Origin of the sequence: Streptomyces sp. NPDC097619 (assembly GCF_040302735.1) — a bacterium.
Classification (GTDB): Bacteria; Actinomycetota; Actinomycetes; order Streptomycetales; family Streptomycetaceae; genus Streptomyces.
Map to the genome: position 1 here is coordinate 1 of NZ_JBEOSD010000160.1, position 19,239 is coordinate 19,239.

Annotated in this window: 13 protein-coding genes and 1 tRNA gene; 11 read left to right on the top strand and 3 right to left on the bottom strand. The window is 73.4% G+C overall.

What is annotated here, in order from left to right; translation table 11 throughout:
- Positions 1–141: 141 nt before the first annotated feature.
- A complete protein-coding gene (locus tag ABTZ17_RS30605) occupies positions 142–510 on the bottom strand; it encodes a DUF6479 family protein (RefSeq protein ID WP_352199025.1) in 369 nt (122 codons plus the stop codon).
- 891 nt (positions 511–1,401) lie between these two features.
- Between ABTZ17_RS30605 and ABTZ17_RS30610 the strand changes: the two genes are divergently transcribed.
- The gene (locus ABTZ17_RS30610) at positions 1,402–4,911 is read left to right on the top strand and encodes a tetratricopeptide repeat protein (protein ID WP_352199026.1); all 3,510 of its coding nucleotides are present in this window, start codon (positions 1,402–1,404) and stop codon (positions 4,909–4,911) included.
- A gap of 788 nt (positions 4,912–5,699) precedes the next feature.
- Here ABTZ17_RS30610 and ABTZ17_RS30615 read toward each other — a convergent pair.
- The gene (locus ABTZ17_RS30615; RefSeq protein ID WP_352199027.1) at positions 5,700–6,656 is read right to left on the bottom strand and encodes an XdhC family protein; all 957 of its coding nucleotides are present in this window, start codon (positions 6,654–6,656) and stop codon (positions 5,700–5,702) included.
- A 396-nt stretch (positions 6,657–7,052) separates the two neighbouring features.
- On the opposite strand from ABTZ17_RS30615, the gene ABTZ17_RS30620 reads away from it, so the two are divergent.
- Together ABTZ17_RS30620 and ABTZ17_RS30625 are read left to right on the top strand one after the other, a co-directional pair.
- Complete coding sequence (locus ABTZ17_RS30620; RefSeq protein ID WP_352199028.1) at positions 7,053–7,265, top strand: DUF6243 family protein; 213 nt, start codon at positions 7,053–7,055, stop codon at positions 7,263–7,265.
- Between the two features lie 154 nt (positions 7,266–7,419).
- Entirely contained in the window at positions 7,420–7,845 is a 426-nt protein-coding gene (locus ABTZ17_RS30625) for a hypothetical protein (protein WP_352199029.1), read from the top strand.
- Positions 7,846–8,032: 187 nt separating this feature from the next.
- Here the strand turns inward: ABTZ17_RS30625 and ABTZ17_RS30630 are convergent.
- A tRNA-Arg gene (locus tag ABTZ17_RS30630) sits at positions 8,033–8,104 on the bottom strand.
- Between the two features lie 108 nt (positions 8,105–8,212).
- Between ABTZ17_RS30630 and ABTZ17_RS30635 the strand changes: the two genes are divergently transcribed.
- The 8 genes from ABTZ17_RS30635 (at position 8,213) to ABTZ17_RS30670 (ending at position 19,090) form a co-directional block, all read left to right on the top strand.
- On the top strand, positions 8,213–8,716 hold the full coding sequence (locus tag ABTZ17_RS30635) for a response regulator (RefSeq protein WP_352199030.1): 504 nt from the start codon (positions 8,213–8,215) through the stop codon (positions 8,714–8,716).
- Between the two features lie 285 nt (positions 8,717–9,001).
- The gene (gene nrtL, locus ABTZ17_RS30640) at positions 9,002–10,060 is read left to right on the top strand and encodes an ArgS-related anticodon-binding protein NrtL (RefSeq protein ID WP_352199031.1); all 1,059 of its coding nucleotides are present in this window, start codon (positions 9,002–9,004) and stop codon (positions 10,058–10,060) included.
- Between the two features lie 21 nt (positions 10,061–10,081).
- Positions 10,082–11,473, top strand: coding sequence for a diaminopimelate decarboxylase (gene lysA / locus ABTZ17_RS30645; protein ID WP_352199032.1), 1,392 nt, complete (start codon positions 10,082–10,084; stop codon positions 11,471–11,473).
- Positions 11,474–11,601: 128 nt separating this feature from the next.
- The gene (locus ABTZ17_RS30650; protein ID WP_352199037.1) at positions 11,602–12,891 is read left to right on the top strand and encodes a homoserine dehydrogenase; all 1,290 of its coding nucleotides are present in this window, start codon (positions 11,602–11,604) and stop codon (positions 12,889–12,891) included.
- Positions 12,892–12,898: 7 nt separating this feature from the next.
- Entirely contained in the window at positions 12,899–13,969 is a 1,071-nt protein-coding gene (gene thrC, locus ABTZ17_RS30655) for a threonine synthase (RefSeq protein WP_352199033.1), read from the top strand.
- A 475-nt stretch (positions 13,970–14,444) separates the two neighbouring features.
- Entirely contained in the window at positions 14,445–15,362 is a 918-nt protein-coding gene (gene thrB, locus ABTZ17_RS30660; RefSeq protein WP_352199034.1) for a homoserine kinase, read from the top strand.
- A gap of 420 nt (positions 15,363–15,782) precedes the next feature.
- A complete protein-coding gene (gene rho, locus ABTZ17_RS30665; protein ID WP_352199035.1) occupies positions 15,783–17,852 on the top strand; it encodes a transcription termination factor Rho in 2,070 nt (689 codons plus the stop codon).
- A gap of 320 nt (positions 17,853–18,172) precedes the next feature.
- Positions 18,173–19,090: a S1 family peptidase gene (locus tag ABTZ17_RS30670; protein ID WP_352199036.1), complete on the top strand. Its 918-nt coding sequence runs from the start codon at positions 18,173–18,175 to the stop codon at positions 19,088–19,090.
- The last annotated feature ends 149 nt before the right edge of the window (positions 19,091–19,239 follow it).

The window sequence follows — 19,239 nt, forward strand, 5'->3', positions numbered from 1 at the left end:
ACCCGGTGCGGGGCCCCTCCGACGTCTCGCTTCTCACTTCCCGCTTCCCCGATTCCCGTGCCGGACGGACGGTCGGCTCGAAGGTCCGCGCTGCGGCGCCGGGGCGGGGAACGGGGGGTCGGGGATCAGGGGGGTCGGGGATCAGGCCGGCTTCATGCGGCCGCCCGGTGTGCCGAACCCGCGGGTCCCGCTCGTCGGTGGCGGCTGCGCGGCCGCGTCCTCCTGCGCGGTCGTGGTCGCTTCCTCTTCGTGGTGAGCGCTCCGGGATCCGAAGTTCCCGTACCCCTGGAGCTCATGCGGCCGCAGGCCGCCCGCCGGGAAGTCCACGTACTCCCGGTCCTCGCAGATCTCCGCCCGGCCGGAAACGGGCATCCTCGGTTGGCTCTCCGGGGCCGGCGGGGCGGGCTCACGATCCCGTACCCGCTGACCCAGCCAGAAGCCCAGCATCAGGAACGCCACGACGATGATGCCGACGGCCAGGAACCACACGATGTCCACGAATGTGTCCATAACATGAAAATACCCCCGAACGGCCCTGTTCACGCCTGCACCGCCGGCCCCGCCCACCCCGCCCGGAGCCTCCGGCCCCGCACCGGAAGAGGCCGAATCGAGGCGTAGCGGCGGCGCGGCCCGCGCCGTATATGTCGAAGGAGGCCGGCCACTGGACGCACCGCGCGCGAGCGCAGAGCGGGGAACCCGATGAACCGACCGTCCCGCCCGACCCCCGTCCCCCCACCCCACGGACGCCGCCACCCCCCGACCACCGCGCCCCTCGAGCCCCCCGAGCCCACCGAACCCCGCCCCACCCCCACGCGACGGGCTGCGGAGCCGGCGCCGGACGTCCCGCTCCCACCACACGGACGCAGACGCACCGCCGCCCCGTCCCCGCCGGTGCCGGTCTCGCCGGCGCCGGTCTCGGGGGCGGACGGGTCCCCGACGATCGCGTCGTGCAGGTCCGAGCACGAGTACGGAGACGGGACGGCGTACGGAAGCGGTACGGCGTACGGAGACGGGACGGCGCACGAGAGGGGGACGGCGCACGAGAACGGGCTCGATCCCGGGGCGAGCGACGGCCCTGCCACCGGCCCTCGGCCGCAGGCCGCTCCGGGCCCCTCCCACCACGCCGTCCGACGCCATTCCGACGGCCGAGCCGACCACGCCCCCCGCACCGGCCCCGAGGCCCCCCGCGACGAGCACCCCGCCCAACCCCCCGTTCGCCGCGGCCTCCGCATGCACCCGGCCCAGCACTCCCCGTCCCCGTACTCACACCCGCCCGCGCGCTCCCACCTGCGGCCGTCCCCGTCCCCGACCGCGCCCACGCCCGATTCCGGCACCCCGCCTTCCGGCGGTCACCCGCCCTCGCCGCCCTTCGCGCCGAGCGCCCAATTGCTGATCGGTACGGTGCCTCGCCCCGCACCCGCCTTCGAGGCCCGCCCGGCCCTCCGCCTCCGCATCGAACGGGCCGGCGCCACCCACGGCACCGTGCTGCTCACGCGGAGCGGATCCGGGGGAGACGGGGTCGGCAAGACCCAACTGGCCGCCGCCTGCGCCCGACAGGCCCTGGCCGCGGGCACCGGCCTGGTGGTCTGGGCCGACGCCTCCGACCCCGCCCGGGTCACGGCGGCGTACGCGCGGGCCGCCCGCCTGACCGGGGTCCCCGAGGCCACCGGCGAGGACGCAGACGCCGACGCCCGCGCCTTCCTCGACTGGCTCGCGACCACCGGCCGACGGTGGTTGATCGTCCTCGACGACATCACCGACCCGGAAGCCCTGGGCCGCTGGTGGCCGCCCGCCACCGCTGCCGGCCCGGGCCGCGCCCTCGCCACCGTCCGGCACCGCCGGAACCACCGCTCCGCCCGCGGCCGCGCCACCGTCGAGATCGGTCCCTACACCCCCGGGGAAGCGGTGTCGTACCTCCGCCGCCGCCTGACCGCCGCAGGCCGACAGGACCTCCTGGACGACCGGGTCACCGACCTCGCCGAAGCCCTCGACCGTCACCCCCTGGCGCTGTCCCAGGCCGCCGCCTACCTGCTCAACATGGACACCCCCTGCGCCGCGTACCTCACCCTCTTCCGCAGCACCCGCTCTCGCTCCCACCCGACCCCGTCTCCCCCCGACGCGCTACCCGCCACCGCCCCGCACCCGCCCCCCGACGACCGGGCCGACCGCACACCCATCCCGCCCCCCACCCCACGAGCGGGACAGCCCCCCGCCCCGGACCCCGACCGCGACCCCGACCGCGCGCCGGGGCCGGCTCCGATCGAGGCACCGACCCGCCCCGACGACGGAACCGGGCGCCCCCAGCCCGCCCCCGCCCCCGCCCCCGGGTCCACCCACAGCCACCTCCTCGAACCGGCTCCATCAGAAGCCGTCCGGACCAACCCCGCTCCGCCCCCCGACGCGGAACCCCTCGGCCGAGACGGCAGCTCCCGGTCCCGGACCACCCACCTCGTCAGCAGCCCCTCCCACCCCGCCTACGGACCGGAGCCCGCCCGCGTCCCCGCATCCGTCCTCCCCGCATCCGTCCTCCCCGCGGAAGCCGGCACCGGCATGGCTCCGACCCCGGGCGAGGTGCCCACCCACCCGGAAGGTGCCCTCCGGGGTCCCCACCAGTGCGGCAGACCCGCTCCCGCTCCCACCCCTGTCCCCGTTCCCCTCGAAGGCGTCGGCTCAGCATCGGAAGCCGTCGACCCAGACGACGCAACCCGGTCCCCCCACTCCACCCGTGTCGCCGAATCCGCCCTGCCGGAACGCCCAGGCCCCGGCCCCGACCCGGAGACGGTCCTTCCTGGGAGCCCTGCCCCTTGCTCCGGGCCGGGCCCTCGGCCCCGGCCAGGTCCGGCTCCCGCCCCCGTCTCGATTGCCGCCCCCGTGAACGGGCCGACCGTCCACAGAGCCGAGCCCGTCCGATTACCCGACTCCGGCACCTCCGAGGGCGCGGCCCCCGACCCCGGTGCCGTACCCGTCCACCCCGCCGGTGGTGGTGCCCCCAGCCCCTCCGACAGCGGGCACCCCGACCGCGGCCTTGCCCCCGCGGACCACGCGGGCCGTTCCCCCCACCCGGCCGGTGGTGGTACCCCCGCCCCCTCCGACAGCGGGCACCCCGTCCGCGGCCTTGTCCCCGGGCCCGCCCCCGTGCGCCCCGCGCCCCATTCCGTACAGCGTGCCACCCACCCCCCTCGCCCGACGCGTCACCAAGCCGGCAGCCCGTCGGCCCCGCCCACCACCACGCCGAACGGCTTGGCCACGGCCCCCGTACTCCCCGCCCGTGGGGCCGCGCAACCGCCGAGCCACACCCCTGCCGCCGCGCCACCCTCCCCCGCACCCGCTGCCGGAACCCCGCCCCCCGACCGGGCTTCCACCCCACTACCCGCCTCTGCTCCTTCCGTTCCCCCGCACCCCATTGACCCGGCCTTCGCCCCCACACCCCCCCACCCCGATCACCTCACCCCGAGCCACGCCCACGCCCACCCCCACGCCGAACCTCCCGCCACCAGCCCGCCCCCCTCCACCACACCCTCGCCCGCCTCGCCCGCCGCACCCACTCGGCCCGCCCCGTCCCCGCCCTCCACACCGCTCACGGCCCCCACAGCCCCCACGCCCCCCACAGCCCTCCCCCCACCCGCCCGCACCACCCACCTCCTCTGCCTCGCCGCCGCACAGGACTGCGACCCGGTGGGGTTGGCGGCGCCCGCCCTCCGGCTCGCCGCCGCGCTCGGCCCGGGCGCCCACCCGGCCGTCCTCTGGACCGGCGCGGCCTTCACCCGCCACCTCGGCGACGCGACCGGGGGAGAGGTGGATCCGGGGCAGGCCCGGGACGCCGTACGCCTCCTGCACCGCTACGGCCTGCTCGGCGAGGACCCGCAGCCGGACGGCCCGTCCCTCGTCCGGGTCCACGCCCGGACCGTCCGCGTGGCCCGGCTCAAGGCCCGTCCCACCGCGCGCGTCCTCCGGGCGGCGGCGGACGCACTCCACGAGCACTGGCCCGAGACGGACCACACGGACCCGGAGCTGGCCCTCGTCCTCGCTTCCCGCACCCGCCTGCTCGCCGCCGACCCCTCCGAAGCCCTGTGGAGTCCCGCCCCGCACCCGGTTCTGGCCCGCGCGGGCCACTGCCTGAACGCCCTCGGCCTGCACCGGGCCGCGGCCTTCCACTGGCAGCACCTGGCACGCCGCACCGAGGACGCCAACGGCCCCGACCATCCCGCCACGCTCGCCCACCGCACCGGCCTGGCCACCGCCTACGCCCTCGCCGGCTACCGCGCCGAAGCCCTCGAACTCAAGGAACGACTCGTCGCGGACCACGCCCGCCTCGCCGGCCCGGAGGCCCCGGCCACCCTGTCCGCCCGCATCCGCCTGGCCGGCTCGTACCTGGACCTCAACCGCTTCTCCGAAGCGGCGGCCCTCCTGGAGGAAGTGGTGGCGGCCGCGGAACGGACCCACGGCCCCGCCCACCCCGAAACCCTGGGCGCCCGCGCCCACTTGGCCGGTGCCCTGACCGCCGCCGGCCGCACGGAGGAAGCGTTGGTACTGGAGGAGGAGAACCTCGACGCGTACGACCACCTCCTCGGCCGCGACCACCCCGACACGCTCACCTGCGCGGCCAACCTGGGGATCGCCTACTGGACGGCCGGCCGCTACCCCGAGGCCCTCGCCCTCCAGGAACGCGCCGGCGCCGACCACCTCAGGCTCCTGGGCCCCGACCACCCCGACACCCTGGTCTCCCTCGCGAACCTCGCCGTCACCCTGCGCGCCCTGGGCCGCGAGGAAGAGGCCCGAGCCCGGTACGCGACCGTCACCGCGGCCCTGGAACGCGTCCTCGGCCCCGACCACCCCCGCACCCGACACGCCCGCACCTACCTCACGCACTGGCCCCCACCCCCCACCCGCCGCCGACGCCGCCGCCCCTGAGCACCGAGCTCTTCCCGCCGAAAGATCCGCTCAGGCACGCGCCACGGGCGACCACCACCCCCCGGGGCCGAGCTCCGTCCCGAGCCAGCACCCTGGGCTCGGCCCGTCACGTCCGCCACGCCCGGCCGCCGAGTCCGACACGGGGCCGGCGGTACCTCGCCCGCCACACGCCCACCACTGCCCGAGAACGCAGCGGAGCGGCCCGGAGTGGACCGGCCATCCGACCTCCGCCGCCGCGGCCCGCGGCCCGCGGTCGGTGCCCGGTGGCCCGGAGCCGCCTTCGCCCCCCGGACCTCCGCAAGAACCCGCTCCAGGTCGATCCAGGTCGCTCCAGGTCACTTCAGGCACTGTCAGGTACTCCATGAGAAGGACGCGCCTCCGACAGCCGACCGCCGCCGGGAGACGCTCCACCCACCAGCGCCCGGCCGCCGAGTCCGACTCCGGCCCGAGCAGCAGCCGCGCCCGCATCGGGCGCCGCCACCGTGAAACGGGCCCCACCCCTCGGCCGCCGAGCTCGCCGGCCCGCCTCCCTGCCCACTCATGCGCCAGCCCGGACCCCAGCCGCGATCACACCCCACCCCACCCCACCCCACCCCAGCCCAGCCTCAGCCCACCCCTGACGACGCCCGCGACCCTCACGGTCCCGAATCCCGCCACGGCACGCAGCCCTCGGGCCCCAAGCCGGCCCCTCCCTCCGGGCCCCTCCCTCCGGGCCCCTCCCTCAGGGCCCGTCCCCCCGGGCCCCTCCCCCCGGGCCCACCCCACCCCCGGGCCGCGCCGCGACCTCGCTACTCCACGTCCCCAGCCGTCAGCGTGCTCAGGATCTCCGCGCAGATGGCCATCGCCGTCTCGGCGGGAGTCCGTGCCCCCAGGTCCAGCCCGATCGGCCCGTGCACGCGGCTCACCTGCTCCTCGGTCACCCCGGTCCCGAGCAGGCCGTCCCGACGCCGAGCCTGCGTCTTGCGGGAACCGAGCGCGCCCACGTACGGCACCCCACCGGTCAACGCACCCCGCAGCACCGGTACGTCGAACGACGGATCATGGCTGAGCATCACCAGGCACTCGGATCCCCGCCCGGCACCCAGCAGCCCGCTCGCCTCCGCCCCGTCCACCGTCGTGACCGCAGACCACCCCAGCAGCCGCGCCTGCGCCGTGATCAACTCCGCCAGCTCCCCGCCGCCGCCGATCACGAGGAACGGATCCGCCGGCAGCGCCTCGATCAGCACGAGCCCGGTATCCGCCTCCCCGCACAGCGCGTCGCGACCGGCCCGGTGGTGCCCCAACAGCTCCAGCGCCCGCCGCTCAGCCTCCGACCCGGGCTCCCGCCCCGGCCGCACCACACTGCTGGTCACCTGCCGCCCGGCCTCGTCCAGCCGCGACACCAGCGCCGCCCCGGCCCCCTCGCCCAGCAGCCGCCACCACTCCTCCGGCACCGACTCCAGCGGCTGCAACAACACCTCCGCCTGCCCACCACAGGTCAGCCCGGCCGCCTCGGCCTCCGCACCGTGCACGGACACCTCGCACACCCGCGCCGTGTCCCCGGCGGGCACCGCCGCGGCCTCGGCCACCAACTGCGCGTCGAACACCCCGCGGTACAGGCTCCCCGCGCAGCCCCCCTCGGGATCGACGAGCACGGCGCCGCCCGGCACCCGCGGCCCGAACCCCTGCTCGGTCACCGCCCGCGCCAGGAACCCCGTACGCCCCTCGGCCACCCACTCCCGCGCCGTCCCCACAAGCTCCCGCATGACGCCAGCCTTCCCGTGAACTCCACGAACTCCCTGGTCAGACCCGGCAGACACCCAGGCCGAATCCCAACCTAAGCCCGCCCCCACCCCCACCACGCGGACCTCCACCCATGTCCATCGGATCCCCCAACCCCCCTGGTCGATCCCTCCAAACCACCACCCCGCGCGCACTCCGCCCCGCCCCACCCCACGCCCCTCCGCCCGACCCACCCCCCATCGGTCGAAAAGTCCGGTGTGCGAACCCGACAGGAACAGGTAACGTCACCGCCATGTTCTTCCAGACGCCGATCTACGAGTGAGAGCGTGACGGGCCCGGCCGAAGTCCACCGACACGGCCCCGGCCCGTCCCCCACCGACGAGTCCGCAGATCACCGCACCACACGACCGGGAGAACCCGTGACCAAGAGCAAGAACATCAACAACCCCGTGGGCCAGGGCGGCGGCCAGCGCAAGCGCCAGTCCCGCACGGAGCGCCAGAACAACGGCCCGCACCGCAACCTCGACCGCCAGAGCGCGGCCGACCTCAAGGCCGAACTCCTCCGCAAGATGCGCGAGAAGACCAGCACGCCGAACGAGGCCGCCGCCGAGGACACCACCCCCCAGTCCTGACCCCCGGCACCACAAGGAAGCCCCGGACCCGCCACCCGAGTCCGGGGCTTCCCGCTGCCTCCCCACCGCGTGCCACTCCCACCACCACCAGCCCTGTCAGTCCGACCCCCTACGCTGCGACCTCCTCAGGACAACCCAACGAGAAGGCACAGCCATGGGCGGCGAAACGTGGACACAGACGGGCCCGTACCCCGACCCGGCAGCGGCCTTCCGCCAGGCCCAAGAGACGAGCCTCGCCGCCCTGGACCCCCGCTTCGGCTTCGCCGACCGCCCCCTCGAAGACCTCTGGCGCGACCCGGCCTGGCACGAGTTCATCTTCACCGGCGGCACGGCCACCGTCCTGGACTTCCCCCACACGATCGACGCGACGGACCACGACGACGGCCCGTACATGCGCCCCCTCACCGAAGCCGAGACGAGAGCCTGGTCCCCGACCGGCCGCCCCACCGAACAGGACTGGGAAGCCGCCCTCGACTCAGGCCGCCTGAACCACCCCGCCCGAGCCCAGGGCAACTGCGTGACCCTCTACTACAACGGCCACCCCACCAAAACCGCCTACTGGGGCACCACCGCCGACTGACCCCACCCCCGGGGGGCCTTCTCCACGCACCGGGCCCGACCTGCGGCGCCGGCAAGATCACCAGTCCGCGCACAGTCCACGGACCCTGCCCTACGGCTGCTCAGGGCCGCACCCGGCTGCACATACGCGAAGACCCCGGCCTCAGCGTTTCCGCTGGTGACGGGGTCTTTGGGCACTTCCTGCGAAGTGCCCCCGGCAGGATTCGAACCTGCGCACACGGCTCCGGAGGCCGTTGCTCTATCCCCTGAGCTACGGGGGCGCGTCTTCCGCGTTCCCGCGGCGACGGACAGAACACTACCAGCTTCCGGGGGGTGATCAGGAACGGGTTGCGGGGGTCGGGGAGGCGGGTCGCCCGGAGGGGGCGGAAGTGGGGAAAACCCGGACGCGGGGGCCGGGGCCCACCTACTCTCGAGTTGTGCCAGGCGTGTCGGGCCGGGTGCTTGTTGTGGACGACAACAAGGTCATCCGGCAGCTGATCAAGGTCAACCTCGAGCTGGAGGGCTTCGAGGTCGTGACCGCGAGCGATGGTGCCGAATGCCTGGACGTGATCCACGAGGTGCGGCCCGATGTGGTGACCCTCGACGTCGTCATGCCGCGGTTGGACGGCATCGGGACCGTGGCCCGGCTGAGGGCCGATCCGCGGACCAGCGGGCTGCCGGTGGCCATCGTGAGTGCCTGCACCCAGTACGAGGTCGAGAGCGGGTTCGCGGTCGGGGCGGACGCCTTTCTCTCCAAGCCCTTCGAGCCCGCCGAGCTGATCCGGATCGTGCGCCGGCTCGTCGCCGAGCGGCAGGCCCACGGCGGAGGTTCCGCTCGGGCCGAGGACCCGGACTCCGAAGGGGAACGACCCGCCCCCGCCGGTCGCGGCTGAGTTCCCCGAGTCCCCTGCCCCCCGTCGAGTCCCCTGATCTCGTCGAGTTCGGCTGCGCCACCAAGTGCGTCGGGCAGGCCGAGCCGATCGAGTGGCCGGGCTGACCGCGCTGCCCTTTCCGGGCCCCCTCGCGCGTGTGGCCGGGCCGGCTCTCGGACAGCGGGTGGCGGAGTTCGGACTTCCGGTTGGGGGGCTGAGCTGGGGTGGGAGCGTGCGGCGGACAGGGGGCGCCCACATGGCGAAACCGTTCGCGGCCGAAGGGGGGTCCTCCCCTAGTCTGGACCTGTGATCCCCGCAGACCTCTCCCGTACCGTCGTGCGCGCCGTGCGCGGCGCCGTCGCGGACGGGGAGTTGCGCGTGCGGGTGCCCGAGCGGCTCGTCGTCGAGCGGACCCGGCCCGGCGGGGTGGGGGAGTACGCCTCCGGGGTGGCGCTCCGGCTGGCCAAGGAGGCCGGGCGGCCCCCGCGCGAAGTCGCCGAGGTGTTGGCCCGGCAGCTGGCCGGTACCCCCGGGCTGGACCGGGTCGAGATCACCGGGCCGGGGTTCCTCAACTTCACGCTCGCCGCCGAGGGCCGCTCCCGACTGGTCGCCGAGGTGCTGGACCGGGGGCCGTGCTACGGGTACGCCGCCGGGGTCGAGGTGCCGCAGGCCCCGCCGCTCGCGGCCGCCGACCGGGCCGAGGTCGTCGCCTCCGCCCTCGCGCGCATCCTCCACAGCCAGGGCCACGGGCAGGCGACCACCCCCGCCGCCGAAGGCCCCGCCGCCGAAGCCCCCACCCCCACGCCCACCCCCGTGGCCCCCACCCCCCTCGCCCCGGTCGCCGCGCGGGACGGGGACGTCCGGGCCCGGTTCGGGGACGACGCCGCGCGCTGGGCCATGTTGGCCGTGCCGGCCAAGGAGACCCCGGTGTTCGGGCCCGGTCTGCTGGTCCAGGACGAGGGCAACCCCGTCTTCCTCGTGCGGTACGCGCACTCCCGGGCCCGCGCCCTCACCCGCAACGCCGCCGACCTCGGCTTCCGCTCCGACCCGGCCCTGCCGCCCGGCTCCTCGGGCTCGGACGCCTCCCTCGGCGACGGGCCGGATCCCCGCCCCCTCCTCGACGCCCTCGCCGAGTACCCGCTCGTCCTGGAGGCCGCGGCCCACCACCGGGCACCCGAGCGGGTGGTCCGGCACCTGATCGTGATCGCCGACGCGCTGCTCGACTTCCAGTACGGGGTGCTGCCCCGCGGCGGGGAGAAACCCTCGGCCGCCCACCGCTCGCGGCTGGCCCTCGTCGAGGCCGCCGGGACGGTGCTGGCCGGCGGCCTGTCCCTGCTCGGCGTCGACGCCCCCGAACTCCTGTAACGCAAAGGCAAAGAGAGACCGATGAGCCGTTCCGCGCACCCCGCAGGGCCCCGCCACGGGGACGTACTCCCCGAGAGCCACTACACCGCGCCGCCCGCCGACCTGAACGCCCTCGACGAGAAGGTCTGGTCCCGGACCGTCCGCCGCGGCGACGACGGTGTGGTCACCGTCGCCGGGATCGAAGTGACGCGACTGGCCGAGGAGTTCGGCACCCCGGCGTACTTCCTCGACGAGTCCGACTTCCGGGAGCGCTGCCGGGCCTGGGCGCACGCCTTCGGCAAGGACGCCGACGTCTACTACGCGGGGAAGGCGTTCCTGTCGAAGGCCGTGGTCCGCTGGCTGGCGGAGGAGGGGCTCAACCTCGACGTGTGCTCGGCCGGTGAGCTGACCACCGCACTGGCCGCCGGGATGCCCGCGGAGCGGATCGCCTACCACGGCAACAACAAGTCGGTCGCGGAGATCCGGCGGGCCATCGAGGCCGGGGTGGGACGGATCGTCCTCGACTCCTTCCAGGAGATCGCGCGGGTGGCGCACGCGGCCCGGGAGCTCGGCGTCCGGCAGCGGGTACAGATCCGGGTCACGGTGGGCGTGGAGGCGCACACGCACGAGTTCATCGCGACCGCGCACGAGGACCAGAAGTTCGGCATCGCGGTGGCCGACGGGCTGGCCGCCGAGGCGGTGCGCCGGGCCCTGGGCCACGACAGCCTGGAGCTCACCGGGATCCACTCGCACATCGGCTCGCAGATCTTCGACATGGCGGGCTTCGAGGTGTCGGCCCGCCGCGTGGTGCAGCTGCTGACGGCGATCCGCGACGAGCACGGGGTGGAGCTGCCGGAGATCGACCTCGGCGGCGGCCTGGGCATCGCCTACACCTCGGACGACGACCCGCGGGAGCCGCACGAGATCGCCAAGGCGCTCACCGAGATCGTCACCCGGGAGTGCGAGTCCGCGGGGCTGGCCACTCCGCGGATCTCCGTGGAGCCGGGCCGGGCCATCGTCGGCCCGACGGCGTTCACCCTCTACGAGGTCGGCACCATCAAGCCGCTGGAGGGTCTGCGGACCTATGTCAGCGTCGATGGTGGAATGTCGGACAATATCCGGACGGCTCTCTACGACGCCGAGTACAGCGTGGCGCTGGTGTCCCGGTCCTCCGAGGCCGAACCGATGCTCTCGCGCGTGGTCGGCAAGCACTGCGAGAGCGGTGACATCGTGGTGCGGGACGCGTTCCTGCCCGCCGACCTGGCCCCCGGCGACCTGCTCGCCGTCCCGGCCACCGGCGCGTACTGCAGGTCCATGGCCAGCAACTACAACCACGCCCTGCGTCCCCCGGTCGTGGCCGTCCGGGACGGGGAGGCGCGGGTCATCGTGCGGCGCGAGACGGAGGAAGATCTCCTGCGGCTCGACCTCGGATGATGAAATAGACATCTCAGTCCATGGACGAGAGGTGGAATCCTCTGTCCAGTGAGTGAGACTGGTTCCCACCCCCGGTCCGCAATTCCGCGGACCGGGGCTGAAGGTAGATCGAAAGGCGTAGGTCAATGATGCGTACGCGTCCGCTGAAGGTGGCGCTGCTGGGCTGTGGAGTGGTCGGCTCAGAGGTGGCGCGCATCATGACGACGCACGCCGACGACCTCACAGCCAGGATCGGCGCGCCCGTCGAGCTCGCCGGTGTGGCCGTCCGCCGTCCCTCCAAGATGCGCGAGGGCATCGACCCGGCGCTGGTGACCACCGACGCGACCGCGCTGGTCAAACGCGGGGACATCGACGTGGTCATCGAGGTGATCGGCGGCATCGAGCCCGCCCGTTCCCTGATCACCACCGCGTTCGAGCACGGGGCCTCGGTGGTCTCCGCGAACAAGGCCCTGCTGGCGCAGGACGGCGCCGCCCTGCACGCGGCGGCCGACCAGCACGGCAAGGACCTCTATTACGAGGCCGCCGTGGCCGGTGCGATCCCGCTGATCCGTCCGCTGCGCGAGTCCCTGGCCGGGGACAAGATCAACCGCGTGATGGGCATCGTCAACGGCACCACCAACTTCATCCTCGACAAGATGGACTCCACGGGCGCCGGTTACCAGGAGGCCCTGGACGAGGCCACCGCCCTGGGCTACGCCGAGGCCGACCCGACCGCCGACGTGGAGGCGTACGACGCCGCCGCGAAGGCCGCCATCCTGGCCGGCATCGCCTTCCACACCCGGGTCCGCCTGGACGACGTCTACCGCGAGGGCATGACCGAGGTCAGCGCCGCCGACTTCGCCTCGGCCAAGGCGATGGGATGCACGATCAAGCTCCTGGCGATCTGCGAGCGGGCGGCCGACGGGCAGTCCGTCACCGCGCGCGTCCACCCCGCCATGATTCCGCTCAGCCACCCACTGGCCTCCGTGCGCGAGGCGTACAACGCCGTCTTCGTCGAGGCCGAGGCGGCCGGGCGGCTGATGTTCTACGGTCCGGGCGCCGGCGGTTCGCCGACCGCCTCGGCCGTGCTCGGCGACCTGGTCGCCGTCTGCCGGAACAAGCTCGCCGAGGCAACGGGGCCCGGCGAGTCGGCGTACACCCAGCTGCCGGTCAGCCCCATGGGCGAGGTCGTCACCCGCTACCACATCAGCCTCGATGTGGCGGACAAGCCGGGTGTCCTCGCCCAGGTGGCCACGGTCTTCGCCGAGCACGGTGTCTCCATCGACACCGTCCGGCAGCAGGGCAAGGACGGCGAGGCGAGCCTCGTCGTCGTCACCCACCGCGCGGCCGACGCGGCCCTTTCGGGGACCGTCGAGGCGCTGCGCAAGCTGGACACCGTGCGCGGTGTCGCCAGCATCATGCGTGTCGAAGGGGAGTAAAGGACCCATGAGCAGCAATCGCACCCACCAGTGGCGGGGCATCATCGAGGAGTACCGGGACCGGCTTCCGGTCACGGCCACGACTCCGGTGGTCACGCTCCGCGAGGGTGGCACCCCGCTCGTCCCGGCCCAGGTCCTCTCCGAGCGCACGGGCTGTGAGGTGCACCTCAAGGTAGAGGGCGCGAACCCGACGGGGTCCTTCAAGGACCGCGGCATGACCATGGCGATCACCAAGGCGAAGGAAGAGGGCGCCAAGGCCGTCATCTGCGCCTCCACCGGCAACACCTCCGCCTCCGCGGCCGCTTACGCGGTCCGCGCCGGCATGGTCTCGGCGGTGCTGGTGCCCCAGGGCAAGATCGCCCTGGGCAAGATGGGCCAGGCCCTGGTGCACGGCGCGCGCATCCTCCAGGTCGACGGCAACTTCGACGACTGCCTGGACCTGGCCCGCAGCCTCTCCGAGAACTACCCGGTGGCGCTGGTCAATTCGGTGAACCCGGTGCGCATCGAGGGCCAGAAGACGGCCGCGTTCGAGATCGTGGACGCGCTCGGCGACGCCCCCGACATCCACGTCCTGCCGGTGGGCAACGCGGGCAACATCACCGCGTACTGGAAGGGCTTCAAGGAGTACAAGGCCGACGGCCTGGCGACCCGGACCCCGCGGGTGTGGGGCTTCCAGGCCTCCGGGTCTGCACCGATCGTGCGCGGTGAGGTGGTCAAGGAGCCCTCGACCATCGCCACCGCCATCCGGATCGGCAACCCGGCCTCCTGGGACTACGCGCTCGCCGCGAAGGAGGAGTCCGGCGGCTTCATCGACGAGGTGACGGACCGCCAGATCCTGGCCGCCTACCGCCTGTTGGCCGCGCAGGAGGGCGTGTTCGTGGAGCCCGCCTCGGCCGCCTCGGTGGCCGGTCTGCTCAAGGCCGCCGAGCTGGGTCTGGTGGACCCGGGCCAGAAGATCGTGTGCACCGTCACCGGCAACGGCCTCAAGGACCCCGACTGGGCGGTCGCGGGCGCTCCGCAGCCCGTCACCGTCCCGGTGGACGCCGAGGCGGCCGCCGCCCGGCTCGGCCTGGCCTGACCCGCACCGGACCCGGCGCCCCGCGGGCGCCGGGTCCGGCGCGGACCGTTCCGCGCCCGCCCCGCCGGGCGTTCGAACCCCGCACGGGCATCCGCACGGGCATCCGGAGGGCCGGCCGCACGGGCATCCGCACCGCACCGCACCGCGAGCCGCCGAGCACGGCGCCGCGGGGCGGTTCCGCCCCTTCCGGCACGGTCCGCGACACGCCGCCGGGGCCCACGAGTTCGGTACGACTCCGCCCGAAACGCTACAAAAGGGCGGTGGATATCCCGGACACGCATCGTGCGCCTCCTGTGCGCCCTATGTCGCGAGGGAACCTTCCTTCGATAGGCTGTACTTACATCCGTCAGCCGCATATGCCGCACCCGTGCTGCATATGCCAGGGGTCCGCCGTCAGCGGTCTGTGGATGTCGTACCTTCTGCAGTACATTCGCCGCGAACTCTCGCAGCCAGTCACAAGGAGTGTCATCGAGCGATGGCCGGTCCAGCGTTCCGCGCCGCCGCCGTACGGGTGCGCGTCCCCGCCTCCAGCGCCAATCTCGGCCCGGGCTTCGACTCCCTGGGCCTCGCCCTGGGGCTCTACGACGACGTGGTCGTCCGGGTGGCCGACTCCGGTCTGAACATCGACATCGCCGGTGAGGGCGCCGACAACCTCCCGCGCGACGAGAGCCACCTGCTCATCCGCTCCATGCGCACCGCCTTCGACCTGCTGGGCGGACAGCCGCGCGGCCTCGAAGTCGTCTGCGCCAACCGGATCCCGCACGGTCGCGGTCTCGGCTCCTCCTCCGCCGCGATCTGCGCGGGCATCGTCGCCGCCCGCGCCGTGACCATAGGCGGGGAGAACAAGCTCGACGACACGGCCCTGCTGGAGCTCGCCACCGAGATCGAGGGCCACCCCGACAACGTCGCCGCCTGTCTGCTCGGCGGCTTCACCCTGGCCTGGATGGACGGCGGCGCCGCCCGCGCCATCCGGATGGAACCGGGCGAGTCCGTCGTTCCGGTGGTCTTCGTGCCGTCCAAGCCGGTCCTCACCGAGACCGCGCGCGGACTGCTGCCGCGCACCGTCCCGCACGCCGACGCCGCCGTCAACGCCGGCCGTGCGGCCCTGCTCGTCGAGGCCCTGACCAGGCGCCCCGAGCTGCTGCTCCCGGCCACCGAGGACCGTCTCCACCAGGAATACCGCTCCCCGGCCATGCCGCAGAGCGTCGACCTGGTGAACCGACTGCGGGCGGACGGGGTCCCCGCGGTCATCTCCGGCGCGGGCCCCACGGTCCTCGCGCTGGCCGACAACGGCACGGCCGACAAGGTCGCGCTGCTCGCGGGCGAGGGGTGGGCCGCGAACCGGCTGGCCCTGGACTCCGCGGGTGCGAGCGTGCTGCCGCTGGGCGGCTGAGTACGCGGCCGTCCCGCGCGAGGGCACGCGGGACGGCATGCCGGTGAGTCACGCGATTGCCGGTGAGTGAGAGGGGGAATGTCTGTTGGATCCGGTAGTGTTAACCTCAAGTACGCATCCGAAGCCCTCGCGGCTCGGTGCTCAGTGTCCCCATCCGGGACCACCTTTCTTCCGGGAGCCTCCCCAACTGCTTTGATCACTGCCAGGCAGTTTCGAGCACGCTCCGGAATCGGCGTGACATTCCCACGCTTCCAGCTGGGGGGCTTCTCGCCGGAACCCATGTACTGATTTTCCCCTCCGCCGCATTTCGTACCGGCGGACCACCGCCCCGGCACGGTCCAGACAAAAGGGCCGAGGCCGGACAGCACAACCGGTCGCCGAGCCAGACAGGCCGACGTCCGCTCCAGGGAAGGACCCTTCGTGAGCGACACCACCGATCTGATGGGCGTTGCCGACACCACTGTCGACACCAGCGCTCCCGCCGCGGGCGCCGCCCCCAAGCGCCGCCGCTCCGGAACCGGCCTCGAGGGCATGGTCCTGGCCGAGCTGCAGCAGGTCGCTTCCGGCCTCGGTATCAGGGGCACCGCGCGGATGCGCAAGAGCCAGCTGATCGAGGTCATCAAGGAGGCGCAGGCCGGCGGCGGCAGCGCCCCGAAGGCCGCCGACGCGGCCCCCGCCGAGGCCAAGCCGAAGCGCCGCACCGCCGCCTCCAAGGCCCGCGCGGCCGAGCCGGCCGAGGCCGAGAAGCCCGCCGCCGAGGCCCCGGCCGCCAAGGAGCCGGCCGCGAGCCGCGCCCCGCAGCAGATCGACATCCCGGGCCAGCCCGCCAGCGAGGACCAGCCGGCCGGCGAGCGTCGCCGCCGCCGCGTCACCGCCCCCTCCGGCAGCCCGGAGACCACCGCCGCGCAGGCGGAGCCCAAGGCCGAGCCGGCCGCCGTGCAGACCGAGGCCAAGGCCGAGGCCGCGCAGCCCCAGGAAGGCGCGGCCGAGGGCCGTGGCCGCCGGGACCGCCGCGACCGCGGTGAGCGCGGGGACCGCGCCGAGCGCGGCCAGCGCGACCGCCGTGACCGCGGCAAGGGCGAGGAGCAGGCCGGCCAGCAGGACCGCGGTCAGCAGCAGGACCGTGGCCAGCAGCAGGACCGTGGCCAGGGCGGCCGCGGTCAGGGCCAGGGCCAGCAGGGTCAGCAGCAGGGCGGCCGAGGTCAGGGCCAGCAGCAGCGCGACAACGGTCCGCAGGACGACTTCGACGACGAGGGCGGTCGCCGTGGCCGTCGCGGCCGCTACCGCGACCGTCGTGGCCGTCGCGGCCGTGACGAGTTCGGCGCGAACGAGCCGCAGGTGGCCGACGACGACGTGCTGATCCCCGTCGCGGGCATCCTCGACATCCTCGACAACTACGCGTTCATCCGGACCTCCGGCTACCTGCCCGGCCCGAACGACGTGTACGTCTCCCTCGCCCAGGTCCGCAAGAGCGGCCTGCGCAAGGGCGACCACGTCACCGGTGCCGTGCGCCAGCCGAAGGAGGGCGAGCGCCGCGAGAAGTTCAACGCGCTCGTGCGCCTGGACTCCGTCAACGGCATGGCGCCCGAGTCCGGCCGCGGCCGACCCGAGTTCCAGAAGCTGACCCCCCTGTACCCGCAGGACCGGCTCCGCCTGGAGACCGACCCGGGCGTGCTGACCACGCGGATCATCGACCTCGTGTCGCCGATCGGCAAGGGCCAGCGCGGTCTGATCGTGGCCCCGCCGAAGACCGGCAAGACCATGATCATGCAGGCCATCGCCAACGCGATCACCACGAACAACCCCGAGTGCCACCTGATGGTCGTCCTGGTCGACGAGCGTCCGGAAGAGGTCACCGACATGCAGCGGTCGGTCAAGGGCGAGGTCATCTCCTCGACCTTCGACCGCCCGGCCGAGGACCACACCACCGTCGCCGAGCTGGCCATCGAGCGCGCCAAGCGCCTCGTGGAGCTGGGTCACGACGTGGTGGTCCTGCTCGACTCCATCACCCGCCTGGGCCGCGCGTACAACCTCGCGGCGCCCGCCTCCGGCCGCATCCTGTCCGGTGGTGTCGACTCGACCGCGCTCTACCCGCCGAAGCGCTTCTTCGGTGCCGCGCGCAACATCGAGGACGGTGGCTCGCTGACCATCCTGGCCACCGCGCTCGTCGACACCGGCTCGCGCATGGACGAGGTGATCTTCGAGGAGTTCAAGGGCACCGGCAACATGGAGCTCAAGCTCGACCGGAAGCTCGCCGACAAGCGGATCTTCCCCGCCGTCGACGTGGACCCCTCGGGCACCCGCAAGGAGGAGATCCTCCTCAACAGCGAGGAGCTCAGCATCGTATGGAAGCTGCGTCGGGTGCTGCACGCCCTCGACTCGCAGCAGGCCATCGAGCTGCTCCTCGACAAGATGAAGCAGACGAAGTCCAACGCCGAGTTCCTCATGCAGATCGCCAAGACGACCCCGGCGGGCAAGAACGACGACTGACCCAGGTCGTCCGGTTTCCGGAACCGCCCCGTTCACGCAGGTGAGCGGGGCGGTTTCGTCGTTTGTCGACAAGTGCAGCGGCGCGACCAGTTGTTAATTTGTCAACTTCCCTGCACAACCTGTCGGTTGTTGATTGGAAATCGACGCGAACACGTCATAGGATCAGCGCCTGCCGCACGTCGGGGGACTCGGTGGGGACTGCCTCGCGCAGTCGAGCCGTGCGCGGCCTTCTGGCGCATCCTGCCCAGCGTTCCACTGCCGCCCTGATCGGAAACGATCGCCCCCGCGTGCCCGAGTAGCCGTTTCTACGGGGAGTTCGAGTGATCTTTTCCAAGTCCGCACGCCGCTTCACCCTGGGCGGGGCCGCCTCGGCCATCGCCGTCGGCCTCATGGCCGCCTCGGTCGCGCCGGCCGGCGCCGCCGACGTCAAGCCGGGTGAGCTGACGGACGCGCAGGTCCTGAACGTGGTCAAGACCGTCAACGGTGCGGGGGGCCCCGAGCGGGACTCGTACATCATCGGCGGCAGCAAGACGAGCATCAAGTCCTACCCGTTCATGGCGCAGCTCTTCGTGAAGGACAGCGCCGGTCGCTGGTCCTTCTGCGGGGGCTCCGTCGTGAACTCGAAGAAGATCCTGACGGCCGCGCACTGCGTCCACGGCCGCAACTACGTCACCAACGGCTTCGTGGTCCTCGGCGCGACCCACATCGCCGACGGCAACGGCCTCCACGGCGGCAAGGTCTTCTACCTCAAGAAGCAGTGGAAGCACCCGAAGTACAACGCCCGCACGATCGCCAACGACGTGGCCGTGCTGACGCTCAAGACGGCCACCCGCGCCAAGCCCATCAAGGTCACGACCTCGACGGACAAGGCCTCCTACAAGGCCGGCACCAAGGCCACCATCCTCGGCTGGGGCCGCACCAGCTCCACCAAGCCCGACCTGGCCGCGAACCTGAAGAAGGCCACGCTGCCGATCAACTCGGACGCCACCTGCAAGGCGGCCTGGGGCGCGACCTTCATCCCCGGTGCCAACGTCTGCGCGGGCAAGAAGAGCACCGGCAGCGACCGCACCACCACCACCTCCTGCAACGGTGACTCCGGTGGCCCGCTGATCGTCAAGGGCCGCATCGTCGGCGTCGTCTCCTGGGGCATCAAGGACTGCGTGAAGCGCGGCTTCTTCCCGGTCTACGCGAAGTACAGCACCTACGCGAAGACCGTCGCGCCCCAGCTGCGCAACTAGTCGGCAGCCCCCTGCCGGGAAGCGGACCCGATGAGCGATGATCGGGTCTCTTCCACTGACCACGGCGCGCGCCTCCCGGTGGGGGGCGCGCGCCGCTCACATTCCGAAGGATGCCGCGTGCTCATACGCACCCGTGGTGGCCAGATCGG

Bases quoted from the DNA above. Each gene is read 5' to 3' on its own strand.
- ABTZ17_RS30605 (WP_352199025.1), bottom strand. From the start codon at position 510: ATGGACACATTCGTGGACATCGTGTGGTTCCTGGCCGTCGGCATCATC.
- ABTZ17_RS30615 (WP_352199027.1), bottom strand. From the start codon at position 6,656: ATGCGGGAGCTTGTGGGGACGGCGCGGGAGTGGGTGGCCGAGGGGCGT.
- ABTZ17_RS30625 (WP_352199029.1), top strand. From the start codon at position 7,420: ATGGGCGGCGAAACGTGGACACAGACGGGCCCGTACCCCGACCCGGCA.
- lysA (WP_352199032.1), top strand. From the start codon at position 10,082: ATGAGCCGTTCCGCGCACCCCGCAGGGCCCCGCCACGGGGACGTACTC.
- ABTZ17_RS30650 (WP_352199037.1), top strand. From the start codon at position 11,602: ATGCGTACGCGTCCGCTGAAGGTGGCGCTGCTGGGCTGTGGAGTGGTC.
- thrC (WP_352199033.1), top strand. From the start codon at position 12,899: ATGAGCAGCAATCGCACCCACCAGTGGCGGGGCATCATCGAGGAGTAC.
- thrB (WP_352199034.1), top strand. From the start codon at position 14,445: ATGGCCGGTCCAGCGTTCCGCGCCGCCGCCGTACGGGTGCGCGTCCCC.